At 33.4% G+C, this 24,716-nt stretch carries 20 protein-coding genes; 9 read left to right on the top strand and 11 right to left on the bottom strand.

The window, feature by feature from the left end:
- Window positions 1-62: 62 nt before the first annotated feature.
- The 5 genes from Q0856_RS02800 to Q0856_RS02780 form a co-directional block, all read right to left on the bottom strand.
- Complete coding sequence (locus Q0856_RS02800) at window positions 63-1,004, bottom strand: cbb3-type cytochrome c oxidase N-terminal domain-containing protein (RefSeq protein ID WP_298502356.1); 942 nt, start codon at window positions 1,002-1,004, stop codon at window positions 63-65.
- 5 nt (window positions 1,005-1,009) lie between these two features.
- Window positions 1,010-1,195, bottom strand: a complete 186-nt coding sequence (locus Q0856_RS02795; RefSeq protein WP_298473937.1) for a CcoQ/FixQ family Cbb3-type cytochrome c oxidase assembly chaperone — start codon at window positions 1,193-1,195, stop codon at window positions 1,010-1,012.
- A gap of 3 nt (window positions 1,196-1,198) precedes the next feature.
- Window positions 1,199-3,400 (bottom strand): cytochrome-c oxidase, cbb3-type subunit I, encoded by a 2,202-nt coding sequence (gene ccoN / locus Q0856_RS02790; protein WP_298473933.1) that lies wholly within the window; start codon window positions 3,398-3,400, stop codon window positions 1,199-1,201.
- Between the two features lie 6 nt (window positions 3,401-3,406).
- On the bottom strand, window positions 3,407-3,613 hold the full coding sequence (gene ccoS, locus Q0856_RS02785) for a cbb3-type cytochrome oxidase assembly protein CcoS (RefSeq protein ID WP_298473931.1): 207 nt from the start codon (window positions 3,611-3,613) through the stop codon (window positions 3,407-3,409).
- 67 nt (window positions 3,614-3,680) lie between these two features.
- A complete protein-coding gene (locus Q0856_RS02780; protein ID WP_298502354.1) occupies window positions 3,681-6,095 on the bottom strand; it encodes a heavy metal translocating P-type ATPase metal-binding domain-containing protein in 2,415 nt (804 codons plus the stop codon).
- 130 nt (window positions 6,096-6,225) lie between these two features.
- Here Q0856_RS02780 and Q0856_RS02775 point away from each other — a divergent pair, with 130 nt between their 5' ends.
- Window positions 6,226-6,915, top strand: coding sequence for a Crp/Fnr family transcriptional regulator (locus Q0856_RS02775; RefSeq protein ID WP_298473926.1), 690 nt, complete (start codon window positions 6,226-6,228; stop codon window positions 6,913-6,915).
- Window positions 6,916-7,223: 308 nt separating this feature from the next.
- Window positions 7,224-8,126 (top strand): universal stress protein, encoded by a 903-nt coding sequence (locus Q0856_RS02770; protein ID WP_298502352.1) that lies wholly within the window; start codon window positions 7,224-7,226, stop codon window positions 8,124-8,126.
- A 15-nt stretch (window positions 8,127-8,141) separates the two neighbouring features.
- On the opposite strand, the gene Q0856_RS02765 is transcribed toward Q0856_RS02770, so the two are convergent.
- On the bottom strand, window positions 8,142-9,332 hold the full coding sequence (locus Q0856_RS02765) for a hypothetical protein (RefSeq protein WP_298502350.1): 1,191 nt from the start codon (window positions 9,330-9,332) through the stop codon (window positions 8,142-8,144).
- A 264-nt stretch (window positions 9,333-9,596) separates the two neighbouring features.
- Here Q0856_RS02765 and Q0856_RS02760 point away from each other — a divergent pair, with 264 nt between their 5' ends.
- The 3 genes from Q0856_RS02760 (at window position 9,597) to Q0856_RS02750 (ending at window position 13,961) form a co-directional block, all read left to right on the top strand.
- Window positions 9,597-11,582, top strand: coding sequence for an ATP-binding protein (locus Q0856_RS02760; RefSeq protein ID WP_298502348.1), 1,986 nt, complete (start codon window positions 9,597-9,599; stop codon window positions 11,580-11,582).
- Window positions 11,579-12,211 carry a response regulator transcription factor gene (locus Q0856_RS02755; RefSeq protein WP_298502345.1) on the top strand — a complete coding sequence of 211 codons (633 nt, stop codon included), beginning with the start codon at window positions 11,579-11,581 and terminating at the stop codon, window positions 12,209-12,211. Before Q0856_RS02760 ends, Q0856_RS02755 begins: the two co-directional genes overlap by 4 nt.
- Window positions 12,212-12,320: 109 nt before the next feature.
- The gene (locus Q0856_RS02750; RefSeq protein ID WP_298502342.1) at window positions 12,321-13,961 is read left to right on the top strand and encodes a hypothetical protein; all 1,641 of its coding nucleotides are present in this window, start codon (window positions 12,321-12,323) and stop codon (window positions 13,959-13,961) included.
- A gap of 205 nt (window positions 13,962-14,166) precedes the next feature.
- Here Q0856_RS02750 and hutG read toward each other — a convergent pair whose 3' ends face one another.
- The 4 genes from hutG to hutH are packed head-to-tail and all read right to left on the bottom strand — an operon-like array spanning window position 14,167 to window position 19,969.
- Window positions 14,167-15,132, bottom strand: coding sequence for a formimidoylglutamase (gene hutG, locus Q0856_RS02745; RefSeq protein WP_298502339.1), 966 nt, complete (start codon window positions 15,130-15,132; stop codon window positions 14,167-14,169).
- On the bottom strand, window positions 15,132-17,135 hold the full coding sequence (locus Q0856_RS02740) for a urocanate hydratase (protein WP_298502337.1): 2,004 nt from the start codon (window positions 17,133-17,135) through the stop codon (window positions 15,132-15,134). Before Q0856_RS02740 ends, hutG begins: the two co-directional genes overlap by 1 nt.
- 1 nt (window position 17,136) lies before the next feature.
- On the bottom strand, window positions 17,137-18,384 hold the full coding sequence (gene hutI / locus Q0856_RS02735) for an imidazolonepropionase (RefSeq protein WP_298502336.1): 1,248 nt from the start codon (window positions 18,382-18,384) through the stop codon (window positions 17,137-17,139).
- A gap of 4 nt (window positions 18,385-18,388) precedes the next feature.
- A complete protein-coding gene (hutH, locus tag Q0856_RS02730; protein WP_298502334.1) occupies window positions 18,389-19,969 on the bottom strand; it encodes a histidine ammonia-lyase in 1,581 nt (526 codons plus the stop codon).
- Between the two features lie 71 nt (window positions 19,970-20,040).
- Between hutH and Q0856_RS02725 the strand changes: the two genes are divergently transcribed.
- Both Q0856_RS02725 and Q0856_RS02720 read left to right on the top strand, forming a co-directional pair.
- The gene (locus tag Q0856_RS02725; RefSeq protein WP_298502331.1) at window positions 20,041-20,937 is read left to right on the top strand and encodes a LysR family transcriptional regulator; all 897 of its coding nucleotides are present in this window, start codon (window positions 20,041-20,043) and stop codon (window positions 20,935-20,937) included.
- Window positions 20,938-20,969: 32 nt separating this feature from the next.
- Window positions 20,970-21,521, top strand: coding sequence for a nitroreductase (locus Q0856_RS02720; RefSeq protein ID WP_298502328.1), 552 nt, complete (start codon window positions 20,970-20,972; stop codon window positions 21,519-21,521).
- 1 nt (window position 21,522) lies between these two features.
- On the opposite strand, the gene Q0856_RS02715 is transcribed toward Q0856_RS02720, so the two are convergent.
- A complete protein-coding gene (locus Q0856_RS02715; protein ID WP_298473895.1) occupies window positions 21,523-22,032 on the bottom strand; it encodes a DUF456 domain-containing protein in 510 nt (169 codons plus the stop codon).
- Between the two features lie 143 nt (window positions 22,033-22,175).
- On the opposite strand from Q0856_RS02715, the gene Q0856_RS02710 reads away from it, so the two are divergent.
- Both Q0856_RS02710 and Q0856_RS02705 read left to right on the top strand, forming a co-directional pair.
- A complete protein-coding gene (locus tag Q0856_RS02710; RefSeq protein ID WP_298473892.1) occupies window positions 22,176-22,535 on the top strand; it encodes a BlaI/MecI/CopY family transcriptional regulator in 360 nt (119 codons plus the stop codon).
- Window positions 22,535-24,589 (top strand): M56 family metallopeptidase, encoded by a 2,055-nt coding sequence (locus Q0856_RS02705; RefSeq protein WP_298502325.1) that lies wholly within the window; start codon window positions 22,535-22,537, stop codon window positions 24,587-24,589. Before Q0856_RS02710 ends, Q0856_RS02705 begins: the two co-directional genes overlap by 1 nt.
- The last annotated feature ends 127 nt before the right edge of the window (window positions 24,590-24,716 follow it).

Below are 24,716 nucleotides of genomic sequence, written 5' to 3'. Positions count from 1 at the left end.
GTATCTAAAGTTGTTTTCTTTACGAAAAGAACTAGCCTATAAGTAGTTGTTTAATTAAATGTCTATTCGTTAACTATAATGTTAGTAGAATCTATTACTTGTTCGGGAACTGTTTCTACGGGAGCGTTTGGATCTACCCAAATATCGCCTTCTGGGTCTTTTGGATTGGCAGGTGTTTTGTTTCCAATTTCCTGAATTACGTAACTAGCAACTTGCGCAATTTCTGCAGGTTTTAGGCTTTGTTTCCAAGCTACCATTCCTTTTCCGTCTCTACCACCTTCAGAGATAGTATTAAATACATTTTTAATACCCCCGCCAAGAATCCAGTTTTTATCTGTTAAGTTGGGACCAATTCCACCTCCACCGTCTGCCATATGACAAGCAATACAATTGGCTGTGAAAATAGCTTCACCTGCTTTAAGGTCCGATGGGTCTGTTAATAGTTCTACGGAGTTAGCATCAACCAAGCCTTTAGCAGTCTTTTTGTACTCCTCTATAGCTATTTGTGCTTCTGCAACTTCTTGCTCGTATTCTTGATCTTGATTGTAAGCATTAAATACCTCGAAACGGAGAAAATAAACAACAGCGAAAATAGCTGTAGCATAAAACATATATACCCACCATGGAGGTAAATTATTATCTAATTCTTTAATCCCGTCATAATTATGGTCTAATATTATTTCGCCTTCCTCTTCTATTGGCTTATTGCCTGTTAGGTTTTTATATATTCTTCCTATAGATGATGTTTTCCACTTACTGGCTTTAGAGGCGTCATATTTTGCTTTTGCTTCTTTCGAAAGTGTTTGGTATAAAACATTTTCAATAGATTTTAGAATTACTTCTATTCCTATTAAAATGAGAAGAACCATGAGCAAAAAGAATTGCGTAATAGGGTATTCTATGATTGCAGGTTTATCTCCTGAGTCAATAAAATATTCCATCATTCCGAAGATAAGGAAGAAAATTACAGGAACTCGGATCCACCAAGGTGATATATTTTTCATGATTTTTATTCTTTAGGTTGATTATTGTTTTCTAATGGGATATTACTAACTTCTTCGATATGTTCTTTTGAGGCAGTAAATACCCACCAGAAGAGAAGCGTAAAAAAAATGAAGAAAATTAATAACGATATCATGGGGTACGTAGCTACACCATCTATTGTTTCCATATATCCTTTTACGAATTTGAACATAGCTTATTTGTTTTCAGAGATTAATTCATCAGTTTCTTTAATCTTAATATCCGTTCCTAAACGTTGTAAGTATGCTATTAGAGATACAATTTCTCTGTCTCTCATTTCAACAAACTTTTCACCATTTTCCGCAGCATATTTTTTATCTTCTTCATACCCTTTTGCAAAATCAGGATCTGCATATAGATTTTTTTCTATTTTCTCCGCTTGTGCCGCCATATTCTCATGGGCATTTGCAATATCTTCTTCAGTATAAGGAACACCTAGAGTTACCATTGCTTCCATTTTAGCTTGAATATCGCTTCTGTCATGCTCATTTCTTACTAACCATTGATATGCAGGCATAATAGAACCAGAAGAAGTACTTTGTGGATCATACATATGGTTTAAGTGCCAGTTGTCGGAATATTTTCCTCCCACTCTGAGTAAATCTGGTCCCGTACGTTTACTACCCCATAAGAATGGGTGGTCGTAAACAAACTCTCCTGCTTTGGCGTACTCGCCATAACGTTCTACTTCACTTCGGAAGGGTCTTACCATTTGTGAATGACACCCTACACAACCTTCTCTTATGTATAAATCTCTACCCTCCAATTCTAACGGAGTATATGGCTTTACACTGGTAATAGTAGGAATATTAGATTTTACCATAATGGTCGGAATAATCTGAACAATACCACCAATAAGTATAGCTATAGTTGCCCCAATGGTTAATTGTATTGGTTTACGTTCTAGCCAAGTGTGGAATGTTTCTCCAACAGTTCTCCTTTTAGATACTCTTGTTAAAGGAGCAGCTTCGGCTAACTCATCTTCTACTTTTTCGCCTGCTTTTATGGTAATTACTACATTGTAAATCATTACTAATGCACCAACAATGTACAAGCTGCCACCTATTGCGCGCATCCAGTACATAGGAATAATTTCATTTACCGTTTCTAAGAAGTTACCATAAACTAAGGTGCCATCGGGGTTAAATTCTTTCCACATTAAAGCTTGTATAAACCCAGCAACATACATTGGTAAGGCATACAGGATGATTCCTAAAGTACCAATCCAAAAATGGAAATTAGCCAATCCATTAGAGTGTAATCTGGTTTTAAACATTTTAGGAACCAACCAGTATATCATACCAAAAGTTAGAAATCCGTTCCATGCTAATGCACCTACGTGTACGTGGGCAATAATCCAATCACTAAAATGAGCAATAGCATTTACATTTTTAAGAGAAAGCATAGGCCCTTCGAAGGTGGCCATACCATAACCTGTTATAGCAACCACCATGAATTTTAAAGTTGGGTCAGTTCTAACTTTATCCCAAGCACCTCTTAAGGTTAATAATCCGTTTATCATACCTCCCCAAGAAGGAGCAATTAACATTACAGAGAATGCAACACCTAAATTTTGTGCCCAGTCTGGTAAAGCAGAATATAGCAAATGGTGTGGGCCTGCCCAGATATATATAAATATTAAAGACCAAAAGTGTACAATAGATAGTCTATAGGAATAAACTGGTCTGTTCGCGGCTTTTGGAACAAAATAATACATTAATCCTAAGAAAGGAGTAGTTAGGAAAAAAGCTACGGCATTATGCCCGTACCACCATTGTACTAATGCGTCTTGTACACCGGCGTAAACAGAATAACTTTTAAAGGCACTTACAGGAAGTTCTAAACTATTAAAAATATGCAATACAGCAACCGTTACAAAGGTGGCAACGTAAAACCAAATGGCAACATATAAATGTCGTTGTCTTCGTTTAATCATGGTACCAATAAGATTTACACCAAACGCTACCCAAACTAAAGCAATAGCAATATCAATGGGCCATTCTAGTTCAGCATATTCTTTAGAAGAAGTGTATCCTAAAGGAAGTGTAATAGCTGCTGCGACGATGATTAACTGCCATCCCCAAAAATTAATTTGGCTTAGAGCATCACTAAACATTCTCGCCTTAAGTAAACGTTGTGTGGAATAGTATACCCCTGCATAAATTGCGTTTCCGACAAATGCAAAAATTACGGCATTAGTATGTAGCGGTCTTAAACGACCAAAACTTAACCAAGATATGCCATCTGTTACATTTGGAAACAAAAACATAAAGGCCAATAAAAGCCCCACGGACATTCCCACGATACCCCAAAACATAGTAGCATAGAGGAAATTTTTTACGATTTTGTTGTCGTAATAAAACTGTTGTACTTCCATAATTAATTACTCTTTATTTAGTTGGATTGATTTATTCTTGTTTGTTTTTTCTTCTTTAGAATAGTCTGTAACTAGCTCATCTTCAAAAAGCATTCGTACAGAAGGAGTATAGGAATCATCATATTGTCCGTTTTTTACAGAAAAAATAAATGCCGTAAAAAAAATAATGGCAACAATAATACTTATTGCTAATAACACATAAATAACACTCATACCTACCTGAATTCGGGTGTAAAAATACACCTGGGGTTATTTTTAAAATATGACATATATCAGTTTCTTAATTTTTTTCATCTATTTCTTTTTTATCCAATTTTTGCCCCAAAATGTTCGTTGCTATCGTAGTAAAAGCAACTACACTAATAGAGCTTAGAGGCATTAAAATGGCTGCTATTACAGGTAGTAATTGGCCAGTTATTGCAAAATAAAGACCTACCATATTATATGCTAAGGATAAAATGAAACTCCACTTTATTATTCTCATGGCTTTTTTAGAAGCTATAATAAAATCATATAGATCTTTAAATTTTGTTGCGTCTAAAATTCCATCACAAGCAGGTGAGAATACATTTACATCTTCAGATATTGCTATACCAACATTACTCTGGGCTAGTGCACCTGCATCATTTAATCCGTCTCCAACCATCATAACCGATTTACCTTGGTTTTGTAGTGACTTTATGAACTCTAATTTATCTTCTGGTTTTTGATTAAAATATAATGGAGTTAGTTTTGGTAGTAATTTTTCAAGACGATATTTTTCTCCAGAATTATCTCCGGATAAAATGGCTAAGTTTAATGTTTGAGACATGGTTTTGAATAAGTTAGATAATCCGTCTCTATATTCATTATGAAAAACAAAGCGCCCTTTATAGTTATTGTTACTACTAATATATACAGATGTATTCTCCGTATCTTTTGTTTCTGTATTGCCAATAAACTCTGCGGAACCAATTTTTATGGTATCCTTTGCTTTGGTTCCAGAAATTCCTTTGCCTAAATGTTCTTCATACTCGTCTAGCGTTATTATATTTTGCTCAGAGAGAATATCATATAGCGCTCTACTTAATGGATGGTTAGAGGAACGTAGCGTGTTTTTTAGTAAAGATTCTTCTTCTTTATTAAGAGAGTATCCTTCATAAGTAGCGGTACTTTTTTTAGCAGCAGTGATTGTTCCCGTTTTGTCGAAAATAGCAGTATCTATTTTTGCAAGTTGCTCAATGGTATGGGTGTCTTTTAAATAGAATTTTTTGCTACCAAAAATGCGCAACATATTGCCTAGTGTAAAAGGAGAGGCAAGGGCAATAGCGCAAGGACATGCAATTATTAATACAGCTGTAAATACATTTAGAGCCATACTGCTATCATAATAAAGCCAAAAAGCAGTAGCAACAAACGCAATACTCAAGATACTAGTGGTAAAACGCTTACCTATACTATCGGTAATAGACTGAAATTTACTAGCCTTATTATCTTGAAAAATGGTGTTGCTCCATAATTGGGTAAGGTAACTTTGTGATACCGATTTAAGAGCCTCCATTTCCATGGCACTGTTTATTTGTTTTCCACCAGCAAAGACTTTATTTCCGGATTGTTTGGTAACGGGCTCTGATTCTCCGGTAACAAAACTATAATCGATTTGCGTTTTTTCGCTAATTAAAATTCCGTCTACGGGGATAAGTTCTTCGTTTCTTATAAGAATTCTATCCCCTCTTTTTATATCATATATTGGAGCGGTTTCTTCTTTTCCATTGCTTAGAATACGCGTTACTGCAATTGGAAAATAGGATTTGTAGTCTCTTTCAAAAGATAAAAAGGAATATGTTTTTTGCTGAAAAAATTTACCTAATAATAAAAAGAAGACAAGACCAGTTAAACTATCAAAAAAGCCTGGCCCCCTATTAAAAATTATTTCAGCAGTACTTCTTAAAAATAAAACTATAATTCCAAGGGCTATAGGAACATCAATATTTAACAGTTTTGTGCGGAGACCTTTATAGGCAGATATAAAATAATCTTGGGCAGCATAGAATACCACAGGTAATGAAAAAGTAAACATTAACCACCGAAAAATGTCTTGGTATTTGTTTAACCAGTATTCCCCTCCATTAGAGGCACTACTAGCTAAATCAAAATATTCTGGAAAAGATAAAAACATAACATTTCCAAAAGCAAAGCCGGCAACACCCAATTTATAAATTAAAGTTTTATTGATGGGGGTGTCTTTTTTTTCTAAATCATCTAAAGAAATATAGGGTTCATATCCAATACGTGCTAATAAAAGAACAAGCTGTTTTAAAGAAATCAATTCTGGATTATAGGTAATACGAACTGTTTTTTTTGGAAAATTTACTTGAGAATGATTAATATTGGAGTTTAGTTTGTTTAAATTTTCTAGAACCCAAATACAAGAACTACAATGTATATGTGGAATATATAAATTGAGTATCTGTATGTTTTCGTCATTAAAGTCAATAAGTTTTTCAATGATTTCGGGATTTTCTAAAAAATCATATTTTCCTTCCACTTCATTGGGAGTGGCACCTGCCGTTGATTGTATATCGTAATAATAGGATAAATCGTTGGTTGAAAATATTTCATAGACTGTTTTGCATCCATTACAGCAGAATTTTTTTTCATCAAACTCTATAGGGATATTACCACAATCGTCACCACAATGGAAACATTCTGTCATTTCTTTATTTACATTTGCTATACCTATTGCAAAGGTGTTTTTAATAGATCAAATAAAATATGATAATTGTCAGGTTTTTATTATCTTACTAAGAGTAAATTTGTAGAATCAGATCTAAATAATAACAGGTATGGAAAGTAGATGTGAAAATTGTATTGTTCGTAAGTTTAATACACTACGAGCTATGAGTAAGGAAGAACTTAAAGAAGTTTCTGATTCTAAAATCACTAAGAAGATTAAAAAGGGAGAATCTATTTTTGAGGAAGGAGAAAAACTAAATGGGGTTTACTGTGTTAGAAATGGAGTTTCTAAAATGTCTAAACTTAGTGCTAATGGTAAGGACCAAATTGTAAAGTTGGCAACAACGGGGGAAGTTATAGGGCAGCGTGCAGTTGTTGTAGAAGAACCTACTAATTTAAGTGCTATTGCTGTTAGCGATATGGAGTTGTGCTTTGTTCCCAAAGAGGTTATTTCTAAGAGCATGCATAAAAACCCAGACTTTACTTTAGAAGTATTACGGCATATGGCTCATGATTTAAAAGAGGCAGACGATGTTATTGTTAATATGTCTCAAAAAACGGTAAAGCAGCGTATTGCTGAAGCTTTCTTATATCTAAAAAATAATTATGGAGTCGATGAAGAAGGGTATCTAAGCCTTACTTTGTCAAGAGAGGATATTGCTAATGTAGTTGGTACTGCTACAGAATCTTGTATTAGGATAATATCTGAATTTAAGAAAAAAGAGTACATAAAAACATCTGGAAAGAGAATAGGTATTGTTAATGAAAAACAACTCCAAGATTTAGTAGATGGTTTTTAAGGCGTGGGCAGATAGTCCTATAGAACTTAATTTCCAAGTTCCTGTGTCGCTAGATTAAAGAATTTTCTTAATTAGTGCATTGTTGTATAACAAGGGTATAGGTGGATTATTTTTGGGCTTTTACTTTAAATAACTACTGTGTAGCTTTAAGTAATTAAGTTTTTTTCCATGAATGTTCTTACATCTCTTAACCCTTTATTTTAATACGTTTTTCGTGGTTTTAGTTCTGTACTTTGTTGAAAACTGACATTTGTCATAGTTTTGGTAATGTTGTCATGCTAATTTTACGGCTTAGTTAAAATAATAGCATGAAAAACATATTATTACCTACAGACTTTTCAGATAATGCATGGAATGCAACTAAATATGCTTTAGAACTTTTTAAAAATGAAGATTGTGTTTTTCATTTGGTTAACACCTATACTCCCGCTATTGCTAACAGTCGTTTTATGGCGGCGACATTAAATGGAGGACAAATTGAGGATGGAGTACATACAGCATCTAAGAAAGGCCTTCATACTGTAGTTCAAAAAATAAAAAAGAGGTATAATAACCCTAAACATAGTTTTAATACTATTTCATCCTTTAGCTTATTGGTAGATGAGATAAAAGAAATTGTAGACGAAAAAAAGATAGATCTTATTGTAACAGGAACTAAAGGAGCTTCGGGTTTAGAAGAAGTTTTTATGGGAAGTAACACGGTTCGTATTATTAAATCTGTAAAGAACTGTCCAGTTTTAGCAATTCCGCAATATTTTGATTTTACTAGTCCATCTGAAATTGCATTTGCTACAGATTTTAATCGTTTTTATACTGCTTCAGAATTAAAACCTCTTATAGATTTAGCGAAAACTTTTAAAGCAGTAATTAGGATTGTACATGTGCAGTATGAAATAAAAGCACTGACGGAGTTACAACATTTTAATCTTGGGATGCTACGTAAATATTTTGATGGTGTAGAACACTATGTACACACAGTGTCTGAATTAAATTCGGTATCCAAAACTTTAGAAGTTTTTAGCGCAGAATTAGACATTCATTTATTAGCAATGCTAAACTTTCAGCATAGTTATATGGAAAAAATGACAAGAGAACCAGTTGTAAAAAGACTTGCTTTTCATACACAAATACCTTTACTAGTAATTCCTGAATTAGGAATGGTTGCTGCATCTGGTGTTTCTAAGGTGCAGCAGGAAGCAGTTGCAAAATAACCTACTTTTTGGATGTTAATTAAGATTCCAAAATTTATCTGCTTCCGGAATATTTTTATTTTTCCCTAAAGTTAATGGACTAAAATTTAACTGAGAAAAAAGATACCAAGCAGAGGAAGAAACTGCTGGGGTAAGATCCGCATGATCCCATAATAAACCACTACCGTAAGATGTACCATGATTTGTAGTGTATGGAATGCCTTGCGCATTTTCTGAAGATGTACTTTTAATAAATGTTTTTTCAATATTCTGAATAATATTATTGGCTTCAACATTTTTATTGGCTTGCTGGTATGCCACTAAAATTTGCGCAGTGCCTTCTAACCAAATTACATCTTTATCTTCATCGAAAGAATATCCTGTTATTAACTCGCCGTTTGTAGTGTTTGTTTGTGTTGTTTCGTAGCGATCTGTTTTAGATAAAGCTTCTATTGGAAAATCTGGTAATATACCAACACTTAAACCATGTAGGTCTAAGGCAAATTTATAATCTGCATTTTCTGGCCAAGCTGTTAATAGTTTCTCTGTACTATCCCAACGGTTATTTTCTAAGAAAGAGAGAATGTTAGAATGAAAATTATCATAACCCGGAACGGCATTAAAAGCAGTGATAATACCCTCGGTTACTTTTGGAATCTCAGTGCCATTTTCATTGAAACCACCTATTAACCCTCCGTCTTCTTTTTGTAAGGATCGCAACCATTGTTCAAGTTCGTTAGCCATAAAGGCATATTTTTGAGTCCCCGTAGCTTCATGATAATGATTAAGCGAAATTAACAACCAAGCATTATCTCCCATCCAAGTTCTACTACCTTGTTCGCCATTAGCATTTCTAAATTGAAAAAAACCGCCCGTGTTGTTTAATAATTCGGTTTGGACCTGGCCATTAAAAAAATCGAAGATTTTTTCGGCTTTGGCATGTTCTCCTTGTTTAATAAAAACTAAAGCAGCTAAAGCATTATCGTAAAGAGAAACAAAGTCCGAATTCTCCGAGCTTTGTAATAATCCATTAGTTTGTTGCATATTAAAAACCCAGGTATTGGTTTTTGTAGCCGCAGCAGATAAATTAATAGAAACAGGTTCTTCAATAGGAGTTATTTCTGGAGTTAAACCATCTGGTAAAAGTACTTCAGCAGTAACCTCTTCTTTAGAACAAGAACTAATAAAAAAAGAAAAACAAACAAAAAGCAGAACAAATTTACGCATACCCAATAGTTAATTATTTTCTGCAACAAAATTAAACTTGTTAATAATGCAAAAAAGAAATACACGTTTAAATGTAAGGTTTTTCGTCTTAGGGTAAAGAGTTGTTTTTTAATCTCTATTTTTTGTATTTAATCTATGTGGTATAAAAATTAATGAGATAGTAATATCGATAAAAAGAATTTTCTAATGGTTTACTGGTATATTAGTTGGTTTGTTTTTAATAAAAAGTAATGTTTCTTATATTCATAAATACATTTTAATGTTATGCGTATACTCTTTTTTGTGGTTTTCTTTTTAGTTTCCATCGTCTCTAATGGACAAAATAAGGCCCAGTTATATTTAGATAGTTTAGAACAAAAGTTAGATAAAGTTTCTAAATCAGAAAGAGCTTATATTTTATGTGATCTTTCTAAACAATATAGTTCTAGAGATTCGGCAAAAGCATTTAATTATGGTTTTGAAGCTTTGCGTTATTTTAAAAAAACACGAGATTCTTTTGGGTTGGCTAAAGCAAATACAGCATTAGGTGGCGCTTATTTTGATTATAGCGATATGAAAATAGCGCAAAACTATTATATCGCTTCTAAAGAAATATGTGAAAATTTAATGCAGAAAGATAGCACTGAAGCATTAATAGAACAATGGGTGTTAACTACTTTTAATTTGAGTGCAACCTACTCTAATCAAGGATCAGATGACAAACAACTACAACATTTATTAAAGCTAGCTCCTATTGCAAAAAAATACAATCAGTATAGGATAAGTGCATTTATTAATACCAATCTTGGTATAACGTTTTTAAATATTCAGGACTATTCTAAAGCATATTTTTACTTAAAAGATAATGAGAAGCAGTATCAAAAAATAGAAGAACCTAATGCTTTTGTAACGGATCGTTTAATGTTTTCTCACACCTTATTAGAATTAGATTCCCTAAATTCTTGTAAAGTAGTTTTAGAAGAAACCGGAAAGTTATTAGAGCAAATGCCAAATATTCCGCAATGGCAACAATATCATGAAGCTTGGGGAAGATATTTGTCTGCCAAAGGAAATTTTAAAGAAGCTTTACATAGGTATGGGCAATCTATGGAGGTTATTAAAAAAAATAAAATGTTTAGGTATTTAAGAGAGCTATACCTGCACTATCATGAAACCTATAAATTAATGGGGGATCATGAAAATGGTAAAAGAGCTATGTATAATTTTTATGAACAAGTACAAGGTGAAAATGGCGTTTTAGAATTAGATGCATTACAAGAGCTTTCTAAATATGAAGAAAAAGAGCATAACTATAAAAAAGCTCTGTATTATATAAATCAATATTTAGATTTAAACGATAGTTTACATAAAGAAGAAGTGCTAAAAGAGATTGCAATCTTAGAAACCCAGTACCAAAGTGAAAAAAAGGAACGAGAAATATTAGCATTAAAAAATAGTAATAATGAAACCGCATTAACCTTAGAAAGAAAAAAAACGCAGAGCTATTTGTTGTATTTTGTTTTAGGGTCGTTATTATTTTTACTTGCTTTGGTCTATATAATATATAGAAATAGGCAGAAAAAATCGATATTAATAGCCCAAGCGCAAAAGCAAGAAATTCAGATTTTAAAAGCAGAACAAGAAGGGGTTGTTTTTAAATCTATGCTAGAGGGCGTAGAGCAAGAAAGAAAGCGGGTTGCTGTTGATTTACATGATGGTCTGGGAGGTAGACTCTCTGGTATAAGTATAAAGTTATCTAAACTTGCTAATGATAATAACAAAACAGGCTCTACGCTACCCATAGAAGATATTTTAAATAATTTAAACGATTCTTTAATAGAGCTAAGAAGTATTGCTAAAAATCTGATGCCAGAAACGTTGTTAAAATACGGTTTAAAAACTGCCGTAGAAGATTATTGTAGCACATTAAAACACAATAATACTAAGATGGTTCTTCAATTTTATAATACAGAGTCTTTAAAGGATAAAAACACTTTATTAATGCTTTATAGAATTATTCAAGAGTTAATTAATAACGTAATAAAACATGCCAATGCGAAGGAGGTTTTAATAGAATGTTCCTTAGAAGATAAACAGCTTTTAATTACGGTAGAAGATGATGGAGATGGTATGGAATTAGAGCAAAGAGAAAAAGGAATGGGACTTTTAAATCTAAAAAATAGGGTGGCTTATTTAAAAGGGAAAATAGATATGCATTCTGTAAAAGGGGATGGTACTACCGTAAATATAGAAATAGATAATATAGAATGAAAATACATGGAATTAAAGTAGTCGTTGTAGATGATCATCCTTTAGTTCAGGATGGTTTACAAGCATCACTTGCGGCAGACACAAGAATACAAATTTTGGGGAGTTTTTCTACAGGAAAAGAATTAATGAAGTTTTTAAAAACGACTATTGTAAATGTAGTGGTGTTAGATATTAATTTGCCAGACTATAGTGGTATAGAGCTTTGTTCTTTTATTTGCGATACGTATCCCCACGTAAAAATTTTAGCTTTAAGTAATTATAGTGATCCAAGTATAATAAAACAAATGCTTAAAAATGGCGCAAAAGGATACCTGTTAAAGAATGTAAAATCTCAAGAATTGGCTCTTGCAATAAAAGAAATATATAATGGTAATGAATACCTAAATTCAGAAATAAAAAAAATATTAGCAGATGCCATTTTTAGTACCGTAGGTGCACCAAGATTAACTAGAAGGGAAAAACATGTATTACAGTTAATAGCTGCTGGTAAAACTACCAATACTATAGCAGAGGAATTATTTATAAGTAAGCTAACTGTAGAAACCCATAGAAAAAACATAATGAAAAAAATGAAGGTGTCTAATGCCGCAGGTTTAGTTAAAATGGCTTACGAGAAAAAGTTGATATAAGGCTTTTTTTCTACTAGTTTTTGGGTATTTTTTTTGAGTGTTTAACCATTTTATCCAAAAACCAATATTTTGCTTTATCCAATTAAATGATAAAGTAAAATAGGATTATATGAAAAAGTTATCTCTTTTAGCCTTTGTTTTAGGGCTACTAATTAGTTGCCAGAAAGATTCTGAAAATAAAAATATTGATGAGTCAGGAGAATTGCCAATATCCAATGCCTCTGGTTACGATAAAAGTTTAATACCAGAAAAACAACCACTTTCAGAGAATTTATTGTTAAATGGTAGTTTCGAGGAAGACAATAGTCTTTGGGTAACTTGTGGTACAACGGAAATACTTGATTCTAATGAAGCTTATGACGGCAATACAATATTGGAACTAGAATCTGATGGTACTTGCGAAAATTACAATAGTCTTGTAGGTACATTAAATGGCAATGCGTATTACCCATTAGAGTTCCAAACCATACCAGATAATGTTTACATATCATTTTATGTAAAATCTTCTGTACCCATAAATTTAAATTTTGAAGATATCTTTAATTTTAGTTTAATGGGTAATGAAGATATCTATAATTATTTTGGAAAGAGAAATGCAACCTTCGTAAATATTTATGAAAATGCTATTGGTCAAGATTGGACCAAAATTAAAATGTCATTGGATAAAGAAACTATCGAAAATGCAATGCAGGGAGAAACCCCTAAATGGTTGTTATTAGAAATGGCAACATACTATGAAATTAAATTATCTTTTGATGATATACGTATTACTTTAGAAGAGGATACCATACAGGCAGATGTTATGCCAACTGGGATAACTAAAGAGCAAATTTTAGTTACCAATTTAGATGAAAGTATACCGGCAACTTTAAATTTAGATGGTAGCAATTTTGTTAACTATACAGATATTTCTACAGAGAACATAACTAGTATTCCTTTTTGGTACGATAATTCTAGCATAACTATTGCAGAAAAAACATTTAACCCTTTACCAAGCCCAGACCCAACAGTAATTCCAGCAAGTCAATCTGAACTTTATAAATACGATTTAAAAAGTGGGGATAAAGAGTTTATTTATGAAACATTAGGTAATCCAGGAAAGTACGTAGGTTTTCAAGATGCTTCTAACTCTGATGCGTTAGATGTTGAGGTAAAAAGGTGTTTTTGGAATAAAGATAGAAATCAAGGTGCATTAACCGTATGTGCAAATAATAGGGGTAATGTTTATGTGTCGGATGATGTTTGTTTTATATATATTATTGATAGTGATGGCAATAGAATCGGAGAAGGTTTTAATGGTTTTAATGCAGTTTGGTCTTCTACAGGTAGGTTGGCTTATGTGTATAAAAATGTAATGTATGTTTCCGATATTTCGGGTACTACCATAACGCATGATGAAGTACATAGAAGTTATGCCGGTATTCGCGACGTGGTAGATTGGTCGCCAGATGGTAGTAAGTTGGTTTTTTTAGAAAACGGAGGGGCTTCTGTATATATTAATGAGACTTCTGATTGGGCTACTAATGTGGTAGTTTTGGACCTAAACACGAATAAGACAAGTAATATAGCGCTACTAGATCATGGTTTTGTATACCCGAATATATCATGGTCTAAAGACGGTAAGTATATGGTATACTCTTTACGTCTTAAAAATAATAAGATACAAGTTTGGTGGCTAGAGGTGGCTACTGGTAAAACTGGTCCTGTAACCAATACATTTAATGCCTATGGTGCTAATTTTAAAAAATAAATTAAAAAGTAAAACACGCTAACCATTTATAAAGTTCCTAGAAACATATGGTTTTATATTAAAAGCTTTAGTATCTTTGAACTGTTGTGTTGTGCTTCAATTTTTTATTGAAGCCAGGTGTAGATATCGATGGTGATCGATACTATCCAATGAAAGGCTTTCCATATTGGGAGGCTTTTTTTGTAAAAGTTATTTTGGGGTTGATTTACAGTAGTTTATGTTGGTTTAAAAGGAAATGAATTATAGAAGATGCTAATTTTGCAGTTTGGTTATCTCTATCATATTTTGGGTTGAATTCCGCCAGATCTAGAGAAATTAGTTTTTTGGATCTAATGGTTTTTTTAAGGCATTTTAGTACAATATCTGGCGCAAAACCCATGGGTGAAGCAGCACTTACTCCTGGAGCGTAAGCAGAGGAAAACCCATCTAAATCTATAGTAGTATAAACTACATCTACTTTGTTTATAAAAGAGTCTATAGCCCGAATTACACTTTTTAAATTTTGTATATTAAAATCATAATTATAGATATATTCAACATTAAATTTTTTAGCGGTTTTAAATAGTAATTTGGTATTAGCATCTTTTCTAATCCCTAAACATAAGTAGTTAAAAGGGGTGTTTTCTTTCTTGCAATCTTTTGCAATTTGATAAAAAGGAGTCCCAGAGTTTGGCCCGTTTTCATAGGAACGTAAATCAAAATGCGCATCAAAATTTATGATGCCAATTTTTTTATTCTTACTTATAGCATTTTTAATACCATTGTAATGACCGTACGCAATATCGTGACCACCTCCTAAAATAATGGGAAAGCATTTTCTTTCTAAGATTTTAGAAACTGTAATAGATAAACTTTCTTGTGTACTTTCTAAATTCTCCTGCAAACATTCTATATTGCCTAAATCATAAAGATGTGTTTTTTGGGATATAGGATTTGGCATAGGGGCCAACGTTTTTTTAAGTATGTTTGGTCCATCTACAGCCCCAATTCTACCTTGATTGCGTTTTACTCCATCATCACAGGCGTAGCCAAGAAGAGCAATACTTTTTGGCAGGACTTTTTTTAAGTTGTCGTCTAAAGCAATGCATTCTACTTTTTCATGAATATAGCTTTGATCTTCGGAATTTCTTCCAGACCAATTTTCTTTATTTGGTGCTTCGTAATTCTGCATTAAAACAATTCTTCTAAAAGATTATCTTCTACTAAGTTAGGAATTGTAACTTTTAGTTCTGGAGTTCGTTCCATTTCTCTTTTAATGGCGAAAACAGCTTCTTTATTACGAGCCCAACTTCTACGAGAAATACCATTATTTACATCATAAAACAACATGTTTTTAAGTCGTTTAGACGCTTCATCAGAACCATCTAATACCATTCCAAAGCCACCATTGATAACTTCTCCCCAACCTACGCCACCGCCATTGTGTATAGATACCCAAGTAGCCCCACGAAAACTATCCCCAATAACATTGTGTATAGCCATATCGGCAGTAAATTTACTACCATCATAAATATTACTCGTTTCTCTATACGGAGAATCGGTTCCGCTAACATCATGGTGGTCTCTTCCTAATACAATAGGGGCAGAAAGTTCTCCAGAGTTTACTGCTTGGTTAAAAGCTTCCGCAATTTTAGCTCTTCCTTCTGCATCGGCATATAAAATACGAGCTTGGGAACCTACCACTAATTTATTCTTTTTAGCTTCTTTAATCCAAGTAATATTGTCTTGCATTTGTTGCTGAATCTCCTCTGGAGAATCCAACTTTATTTGCTCCATAATCTCACATGCTATAGCATCTGTTTTGTCTAAATCTTCTGGTATTCCTGAAGTACAAACCCATCTAAATGGGCCAAAACCATAATCAAAACACATAGGTCCTAATATATCTTGTACATAAGAAGGGTATTTAAAATCGATATTATTTTCTGCCATTACATCGCCACCAGCACGAGAAGCTTCTAGTAAAAAAGCATTACCATAATCAAAGAAATACGTTCCTTTTGCGGTATGTTTATGTATAGCAGCAGCGTGTCTCTTTAATGTTTGTTGGACTTCTTTTTTGAATTTTTCTGGTTGATTAGCCATCATTTGATTGGCGTCTTCAAAAGAAATAGCAACAGGATAATAACCACCAGCCCAAGGATTATGCAATGATGTTTGGTCAGAGCCTAAATGAATAAAAATTTCTTCTTCATAAAAACGTTCCCATACCGTAACTATATTACCAATGAAAGCAATAGAAACTACTTCTTTTTGCGCTTTAGCTTGTTTTGTTCTAAATACTAGGGTATCAATATCGTTTATAAGTACATCTACCCAACCTTGTTCATGTCTTTTACGAGCAGCGGCTTCATTCACTTCTGCACAAATGGTTATACAACCAACAATATTCCCTGCCTTTGGCTGTGCGCCGCTCATGCCTCCTAATCCTGCAGTTAAGAATATTTTTCCATTAGGAGTTTCATCCTTTTGTAATACTTTTCTAAAAGCATTCATTACCGTAATGGTAGTACCGTGAACAATACCTTGAGGACCAATATACATATAGGAACCAGCAGTCATTTGTCCATATTGGGTAACACCAAGTGCATTATATTTCTCCCAATCATCAGGTTGTGAGTAGTTGGGAATCATCATGCCGTTAGTTACCACAACTCTTGGAGCTTCTTTAGTAGAAGGAAACAACCCCATTGGGTGACCTGAATAAATATGTAATGTTTGCTCATTAGTCATGGTGGCCAAAAATTGCATAGTTAATAGGTATTGTGCCCAATTCTGAAAAACAGCACCATTTCCACCGTAAGTGATGAGTTCTTCTGGGTGTTGTGCCACTGCGGGGTCTAAATTATTCTGAATCATTAGCATAATACTACCAGCTTGAGAAGTCTGAGCAGGATATTCAGAAATAGACCTTGCATATAGTTTATATTCTGGCATAAAGCGATACATGTAAATACGACCATATTGTTTTAGCTCTTCTGCAAATTCTGGAGCTAATTCAGAGTGCCATGCTTTTGGGAAGTAACGTAAAGCATTACGAACGGCTAGTTTTTTTTCTTCTTTAGAAAGAATATCTTTTCGTTTTGGCGCATGATTTACTTTTGAAGAACGTATTCTTTTTGGAGGTAATTCTGATGGAATTCCTTGTAGTATTGTTGCTTTAAAATCAATCATACTATTTGTGCTTATCGTAAACTAATGTGCCATTTTTCCAGACCATACAAGGTTTTAAGTTTCCTTGGTTGTATAGAATTTCGTTATAATTGTTAGTGTGAAAAACACTCATATCTGCAAGGAAACCTTTGGCTAACTGTCCTCTGTCTTCCAGATTTAAAGAAGCTGCTGCTCTATGTGTTATTCCAGCTAAAACTTCTGCATTAGTGAGTTTTTCAAAAGCCCCTAATATAGAGGCTTGGGTTAGTAAATCTCCCATAGGAGCAGAACCAGGGTTGTGGTCACTTGCAATTGCTAAGGCACCACCAGCATCTAGTATTTTTCTTGCAGGAGTAAAGCCACATCCTAAACCTAATGAAGCACCTGGTAACGCCATAGATATAACATTACTTTTTGCTAAAAGGTTAATTTCTTTTTCCGTACTAGCTTCTAAATGGTCTGCACTTATGGCTTTGTGTTCTAATGCAGTTTGGCTACCGCTAGTAGAAAATTGGTCGGCATGAACTGTGATATCAAAACCTAATTCCTTTGCCCTTTTAAAATACGGGGTAATTTGTTCTTTAGAAAAAGCGCTTTCTTCTATAAAAGCATCTATTCTGTTAGTAAGATTTTCTTCTTTCAATAAAGGGAAAAGCTGCGTAGATATTTCCTCTAAATATTCTTCTTCGGAGCCTTCATAATCTTTAGGTAACATATGCGCAGCTAAGCAAGTAGAAATTAAATCGGATACTGTAGTTTCGTTTGCTTCTTTTATGGCGTACAACATTTTTAGCTCTTCTCTCACGGAAAGGCCATAACCGCTTTTTACTTCTATTGTAGTAACGCCATTTTTTAAATGACGATTGGCTCTTTTTATAGTGTTTTTGGTAAGCTCCTCTTGGGTAGCTTTTCTGGTTTGGGTTACTGTATCCCAAATACCACCACCAGCTTTTGCTATTTCTAAATACGTTTTACCAGCATTACGCATGGCATAGTCATTAGCTCTTGTTCCTCCAAAGCAAATGTGCGTATGTGCATCTATGAAACCAGGAAGACAAACGTGTTTCCCTTTTAGAATAATTACTTCAGCAGTTTTATATTTTTCTAGTAGCTCTTCAAAGTTTCCAATAGCTTCAATAATAGTGTCTTTTATTAGGATTCCGCCTTCTGGAACTACTTGAAGTTGGTCCTCTTTAAGTGTCCCTTTTAAAGGTAAGTTAGCCATGGTTACTACCTGTGAAAATGGCCCGATGAGTGTTTGTTTTTGCATATCCTTAATATACTTCAAATTCGTTGGAATATTCTGTTTGGAGTGATATATCTTCTCTTTTACAAGTCTCATTAATCACATGAATGATAGTTTTGTTTTGAACAATTTTAATCCCAGTTTGGATATCATCAGCGAATACGCGGTCTTTGTCTACAAAGGCAACTTTAGTACGTATTTCTTTATGAATTTCATCTAATAGAATTCCAGATTTTAGAGGTTTTCTAAATTCAAATGCTTGTGCAGCAGTCAATAGTTCAATAGCCAATATTTTCTCTACATTCTCAATAACCTGTAAGGCTTTTCTACCACCTATAGACCCCATGCTTACATGGTCTTCTTGCCCTAAAGAAGTGGGTATACTATCTGCGCTCGATGGAAAGCAAAGCCCTTTGTTTTCGCTAGCTAATGCAGCAGTGGTATACTGTAAAATCATATAACCAGAATTTATTCCGGTATCTTCCATCAATAATTTAGGTACTCCGGGACTATTGCCTTCTAGGGCTAAATAGATTCTACGGTCCGATATATTTCCTATTTCCGAAGCAGCTAAACAAGCATAATCTAATGCCATAGCAAGTGGTTGTCCATGAAAATTACCACCACTAATAGTTAGTTCTTCATTTATAATAATAGGATTGTCTGTAACCGAGTTAAGCTCAATTTCTACCAGTTCTTTTAAATGTAGCCACGCATTTCTAGAAGCTCCATGTACTTGAGGAATGCAACGTAAAGAGTAGGGGTCTTGTACACGTTCGCAGTCGATATGGTCTTCCATAATTTCTGAACCATGTAGTAGCGACTTTACTCGGGAAGCTACATGAATATTACCTTTAAAAGGTCGTAATTCATGTAATTCTTTATAAAAAGGCTTTATGGAGCCTTGGAGTCCTTCAATCATCATAGCGCCAATAATATCTGCTTGTGACAAGCAACTTTGCAACTTGTCTACCACTTTCACAGCATGTGCTGCTATAAATTGGGTGCCATTTATTAACGCTAGACCTTCTTTTGGTCCAAGTTCTATGGGTTTTAGATTCTTACGCTTAAATAAAGTCTTTACTGTAATTGTTTCTCCTTCAAATTGTACCGTGCCTAAACCTATTAATGGAAGAAACAAATGCGATAATGGCGCTAAATCTCCAGAGGCTCCAACGGAACCTTGCGAGGGAACTACAGGTATTACATCAGTATCAATATGCCATAAAATTCGGTCAAGAGTTGTTTCTGAAATACCCGAAAACCCTTTGGCTAAGGATTGTGCTTTTAGAATAAGCATCAGTTTTGAAATCTTTGTAGCAATAGGTTTGCCGACACCGACGCTATGACTCTTTAAAATATTGGTTTGTAATATTTGGGTTTCTTCTTTAGATATTTTAGTAGTGCAAAGAGGGCCAAAGCCTGTATTAATGCCATAAACAGCTTCGCCTTTATCTACAATTGCGGTTACTTTTTTAGCGGAGAGCCTAATTTTACCTCTTTGTTCTGGTGAGATTATGACTTTGGTATTGCCATCTGCAATAGATAGTGCAATACTAGTGGTAAGCCGATCTTCTCCGAAACGAAATGTAGTAGGTGTAGAAACCATATATTTTCTTTTAGATGTATAAAATTATTGATTAATTTTGATACCTGCCAATACCATATAATTCACATGTAATGCCTGTAGGTTATCAATTAGAGTTACGCCATTTTAAATATTTCATTGCTGTAGCTGAGGAACTGCACTACCGAAAAGCTGCCGAAAGGTTGTGTATATCGCAACCTGGACTTAGTAGGCAGATAAAGCAAATGGAAGAAATTCTGGACACGAAACTGTTTATTCGAAGTAAAAAGAAAGTATCATTAACTGCTGCGGGTGAATATTTAAAAGTAGAGTTAGAATTTATATTAAATCATTTAGAGGTAACCACAAAGCAACTAAAGGTTATTGATGGAGGAGAGTATGGAGAGGTAAGAATTGGGTTTTTAGGCTCTGCAATGCAAAGCGTAATACCCAACTTATTGGTAAAGTTAAAGGACAATTTTCCTAAGATTAAAACAAGTCTGGAAGAATTATCCAATGGAGCTCAAATAAATGCTATTGTAAAAGATAAATTAGATTTAGGGTTTATACGCTTATCAAGAGTACCAGAAGGATTACAGATGAAAACCGTGCAAGAGGATACGTTTTCTGTTGTGGTGCCCGAATCTTTTCCTATTTTAACTAGAGATTTTAATAGTGTAGAAATATTAAAGGATGAAGATTTTATTCTTTTTTCTCAAGACTACAGTCCTTTATATTATGAAACGGTAATGAGCATTTGCGAAGATGTAGGTTTTACTCCTAATATTTCTCATAAATCCGTACATGCTCATACCATTTTTAAATTGGTGGAGAATAATTTAGGTGTAGCAATTGTCCCTACAGCATTGCAGTATGGGTTTCATATGCGTGTAAAGTTTATAGAATTAAAGAATATTCCGCAGCGAGCAACCCTCTCGGCGGTATGGAAAGAGGATAATAGGAATAAAGCCTTAACTAATTGTATAGAAATGCTATTTTCTTTGAAATAGCTTATTTTAATGGTTTAAAATAATAAAGACAAATGATTTTTGATATAATAAAAAAGAGACGTTCCGTTTTTCCGGTCCAGTATAATGATAAACCGATTGCTAAAACCGATATTCAAAAAATATTAGATGCTGCCAATTGGGCACCGAGTCATAAGAAGACTGAACCTTGGCGATTTAAGGTGCTGCAAGGGAAAAAGAAAGGGGAATTAGGGGAGTTTTTATCGAACACGTATATTGATATTACAGAAAAACCTAAGCAGATAAAATCTAAAAAACTTATAGAAAACCCTAAAAAGGCTGGAGCAGTAATTGCTATTTGTATGCAAAGAGACCCTTTAGAAAGTGTTCCAGAATGGGAAGAAGTTGCCGCTGTAGCAATGGCAGTACAGAATATGTGGCTTTGTTGCACAGAAATGGGAATTGGTAGCTATTGGAGTTCTCCGGGACTTATAAAATATATGGATGAGTTTTTTGACCTAAACGAAGGGGAAAAATGTCTGGGGTTTTTCTATATGGGATATTCAGATGATGAACCTATAGAAGCAACAAGAAAACCAATAGCAGAAAAGGTAGAGTGGTTATAATTTAATTAAGAAAAGGAAATAAGGCGTTTTTGTATTCCCAGGTTTTAGATACAAATAACCCTAAGAATACAATAGAAACTACAAACTTTAAGAAAGTTCCAGTAAGGAAACCTAAAAAAGAACCGAAAGCCGCTTTTAGAGCGGTTTTTTGGTCCGCTTTATTTAATAATTCTCCGATTAAGGCACCTACAAAAGGTCCAATAATTATTCCGCCTGGAATAGGAGCAATAAGTCCAACAATTAATCCTAAAGAAGTTCCAATCATACCAGCTTTTGTACCGCCAAATTTTTTGGTTCCCAGTGCAGGTATTATATAATCTAGTGCCCAAACGACTAAAGCAACGGCTAAAGTTACTCCTAAAATCCAATAATCTTTGGGGACAGCATTCGTCAAATACAAGACCAACAAACCTAACCAGCCTATGGGTGGCCCTGGAAGCACGGGTAGAAAACTACCGATGATGCCTATAAACATAAGTGCAAAACCTATAATTAGGAGAAAGATATCCATCTTGTTGTTTTCTATAGGACGAAAATAGATGGTTATTGTTACACATACAACCCCAATTTTAGAGTATTATAAAATTTGTAACTAAAAAATTAGTTTAAACTAATTTTTTAGTTATATTTGTAAAACTAAACTTTTAGTTGAATATGAAACAACTCACAAAAGCAGAAGAAGAGGTAATGCAAATTATATGGCAATTACAAAAATGTAATGTGGCATCTATAATAGAAGAGTTACCAGAACCAAAACCAGCATATAATACAGTATCTACTATTGTTAGAATTTTAGAAAGTAAAGGTTTTGTTGATCATGAGAAAGCAGGGAAGGGGCACCTTTATTTCGCTTTAGTGCCCAAAGCGGACTATAGTAACCAGTCTATAAATAAAATAGTAGATGGTTATTTTCAGGGTTCTTTTAAGAGTATGGTATCTTTTTTTATGAAGAAAAATGATATGAGCCTTTCAGAGTTAGAGACCATTTTAAAGGATATTAAAAGCGAAGAATAATGATACAGTATGTGGTAGAATGCATTGCTTTTCAGTTAGTTTTTCTAATGGTATATGATTTTTTTTTAAAGAAAGAAACATTTTTCCAATGGAATAGGGTATATCTTATTGGTTCTTATGTGTTGTCTTTGTTGCTTCCTGTAATAAAAATTACAGCGCTTAAAACTAGTCTGCCAGAAGATTTTATAGTGTATCCAGAATATTTATGGCAACAAGACTTGCCAGAAATAGTTGTTACAGAAAAAGCCTCTAATTGGTTTTTGAATATGCCTTTAGAAAATAGAATTTTAGCAATAGGAATGTGCATAGCATCTCTAATTTTTGGTTATAAATTATATCAACTTAGAAGATTAAAAAAAGAGGGTGAAATTCAGTTTTTTAGTAATTATACCCAAGTACTATTAGAAAAGAGTACTTCTGCTTTTTCTTTTTTTAAGACCATTTTTATGGGAGATCAGATTAAAAAGGAATATTATGAGAGTATTTTAGCGCATGAGTTAGTGCATATAAAACAAAAACACACCTACGATTTAATGTTTTTTGAGGTTATGCGTATTATAAACTGGTTTAACCCTTTGGTCTATATCTATCAAAAAAGAATATCCGAATTGCATGAGTTTATTGCAGATTCTCAAGTATCAAAAAAGAATAAAAAAGAGCAGTATCAGATATTGTTATCGCAGGTTTTTCAGACCCAAAATATATCATTCATCAATACATTTTTTAAATCATCAATAATCAAAAAACGAATAGTCATGTTGCAAAAATCGAAATCTAAAAGAAAAAATCAATTAAAGTACTTAGTATTAGTGCCCTTAGTATTGGGGATGTTGTTTTACACTTCTTCCGCGCAAGGAACTGCAAATAATAGTAGTTCAGATAAATATCAATTAGAAGAAGATGCTAAATTAATAGAAGAGTTAGAAAAAGAAATAAAGAAAGAAATTGCGACTTATGGTACAATAGAGGAGGTAATGCAAGTCATGATTAAAGAAACTAACAAATTAAAAGAAAATGAAATTTGGTCTAAAAGAACATATTTTAAGACTATTCTTTTGTATAAATTAAATGCAAAAAATACGAAAGTTGTTTTTGGGGATGATGTAGAACAAAAAGCATCAAAACATTATCTTCCATTGCCATCTACACCTTTGTATGAGCGCTATGTAAAACGTGAAAAAGCTTTTCGTGTTTTAGATAGAAATTTAGATATTTCTCTCCGTAGAGATGAGTATTATTTAGAGTTAGTTTCACCTTCATCCAGTTACCCCAAGAATTTTCATGAGTTTAAAGTGAAAAATTTAAAGAAGTTATCGGGTAATGAGATTAAACTTTTAAACACTAAGATTGATGCTGTTTTTAAGGGGGGTGGCTTTGAACATAATTTAATACTAAAAGATGGAGAAAAAACAGTAAAAGTGTACAGGACAAAAAATATTTATAGAATTAACGAAGAAGTACAAGAGAAACCTTTTGTTCCCTTTTCACAATTAGATAAAGTTCCCGTTTTTCCAGGCTGTGAAAATAAGGAAGACAAAAGAGCTTGTTTTAATACAATGATGCAGAAGCATATTGCTAAGCATTTTAGTTATCCTGTGGAGGCACAAGAAATAGGGATACAGGGAAGGGTAAGTATATTGCTCACAATATCTAAAACGGGAGAGATAGTCAATATTAGAAAAAGAGGGCCTCATGAGTTGTTAGAAAAGGAGGCTGTACGTATTATATCTAAGCTACCAAAAATGAAACCAGGAGTACATAAGGGGAACAATGTAGATGTAGGTTATTCTATACCTATAACCTTTAAATTAGTTTCCGGTAACGAAGTAAATAAAAAATCTAGTGGTATAGAGATTCAGGAAAACACGGTTAAACTTAAAATGGATAACCCTCCATTAATTTTAGTAGATGGGATAGAAATAACCAAAGAAGAAATGGAAAAAATAGACACGGATAGAATAGAATCTATTAATGTTTTAAAAGATAAAATGGCTACTGAAAAATATGGAAAAAAAGGTAAAAATGGAGTTATAGAAATTACATTAAAAAAGTAAAAATTTATTCCAGATATTACATTATAATCCGAAGAGAAATCTTCGGATTTTTAGTTTTTATATGTTTTAAAGATTATCTTTTTTAAGATGTCGTTGCAGCATTTGGTAATTTAATTCTAGGAGAGAT

It is taken from the genome of uncultured Maribacter sp. (assembly GCF_947496775.1).
Lineage (GTDB): Bacteria > Bacteroidota > Bacteroidia > Flavobacteriales > Flavobacteriaceae > Maribacter_B.
Note: the sequence above shows the minus strand (reverse complement) of the source record. Positions and strands in the feature narration are given on the sequence as shown.

Bases quoted from the DNA above. Each gene is read 5' to 3' on its own strand.
- Q0856_RS02760 (WP_298502348.1), top strand. From the start codon at position 9,597: ATGCGTATACTCTTTTTTGTGGTTTTCTTTTTAGTTTCCATCGTCTCT.
- Q0856_RS02795 (WP_298473937.1), bottom strand. From the start codon at position 1,195: ATGTTCAAATTCGTAAAAGGATATATGGAAACAATAGATGGTGTAGCT.
- Q0856_RS02770 (WP_298502352.1), top strand. From the start codon at position 7,224: ATGAAAAACATATTATTACCTACAGACTTTTCAGATAATGCATGGAAT.
- ccoS (WP_298473931.1), bottom strand. From the start codon at position 3,613: ATGAGTGTTATTTATGTGTTATTAGCAATAAGTATTATTGTTGCCATT.
- Q0856_RS02775 (WP_298473926.1), top strand. From the start codon at position 6,226: ATGGAAAGTAGATGTGAAAATTGTATTGTTCGTAAGTTTAATACACTA.
- Q0856_RS02755 (WP_298502345.1), top strand. From the start codon at position 11,579: ATGAAAATACATGGAATTAAAGTAGTCGTTGTAGATGATCATCCTTTA.
- Q0856_RS02750 (WP_298502342.1), top strand. From the start codon at position 12,321: ATGAAAAAGTTATCTCTTTTAGCCTTTGTTTTAGGGCTACTAATTAGT.
- hutH (WP_298502334.1), bottom strand. From the start codon at position 19,969: ATGGTTTCTACACCTACTACATTTCGTTTCGGAGAAGATCGGCTTACC.
- ccoN (WP_298473933.1), bottom strand. From the start codon at position 3,400: ATGGAAGTACAACAGTTTTATTACGACAACAAAATCGTAAAAAATTTC.
- hutI (WP_298502336.1), bottom strand. From the start codon at position 18,384: ATGCAAAAACAAACACTCATCGGGCCATTTTCACAGGTAGTAACCATG.
- Q0856_RS02740 (WP_298502337.1), bottom strand. From the start codon at position 17,135: ATGATTGATTTTAAAGCAACAATACTACAAGGAATTCCATCAGAATTA.
- Q0856_RS02765 (WP_298502350.1), bottom strand. From the start codon at position 9,332: ATGCGTAAATTTGTTCTGCTTTTTGTTTGTTTTTCTTTTTTTATTAGT.
- Q0856_RS02715 (WP_298473895.1), bottom strand. From the start codon at position 22,032: ATGGATATCTTTCTCCTAATTATAGGTTTTGCACTTATGTTTATAGGC.
- Q0856_RS02705 (WP_298502325.1), top strand. From the start codon at position 22,535: ATGATACAGTATGTGGTAGAATGCATTGCTTTTCAGTTAGTTTTTCTA.
- Q0856_RS02800 (WP_298502356.1), bottom strand. From the start codon at position 1,004: ATGAAAAATATATCACCTTGGTGGATCCGAGTTCCTGTAATTTTCTTC.
- Q0856_RS02720 (WP_298502328.1), top strand. From the start codon at position 20,970: ATGATTTTTGATATAATAAAAAAGAGACGTTCCGTTTTTCCGGTCCAG.
- Q0856_RS02710 (WP_298473892.1), top strand. From the start codon at position 22,176: ATGAAACAACTCACAAAAGCAGAAGAAGAGGTAATGCAAATTATATGG.
- Q0856_RS02725 (WP_298502331.1), top strand. From the start codon at position 20,041: ATGCCTGTAGGTTATCAATTAGAGTTACGCCATTTTAAATATTTCATT.
- hutG (WP_298502339.1), bottom strand. From the start codon at position 15,132: ATGCAGAATTACGAAGCACCAAATAAAGAAAATTGGTCTGGAAGAAAT.
- Q0856_RS02780 (WP_298502354.1), bottom strand. From the start codon at position 6,095: ATGACAGAATGTTTCCATTGTGGTGACGATTGTGGTAATATCCCTATA.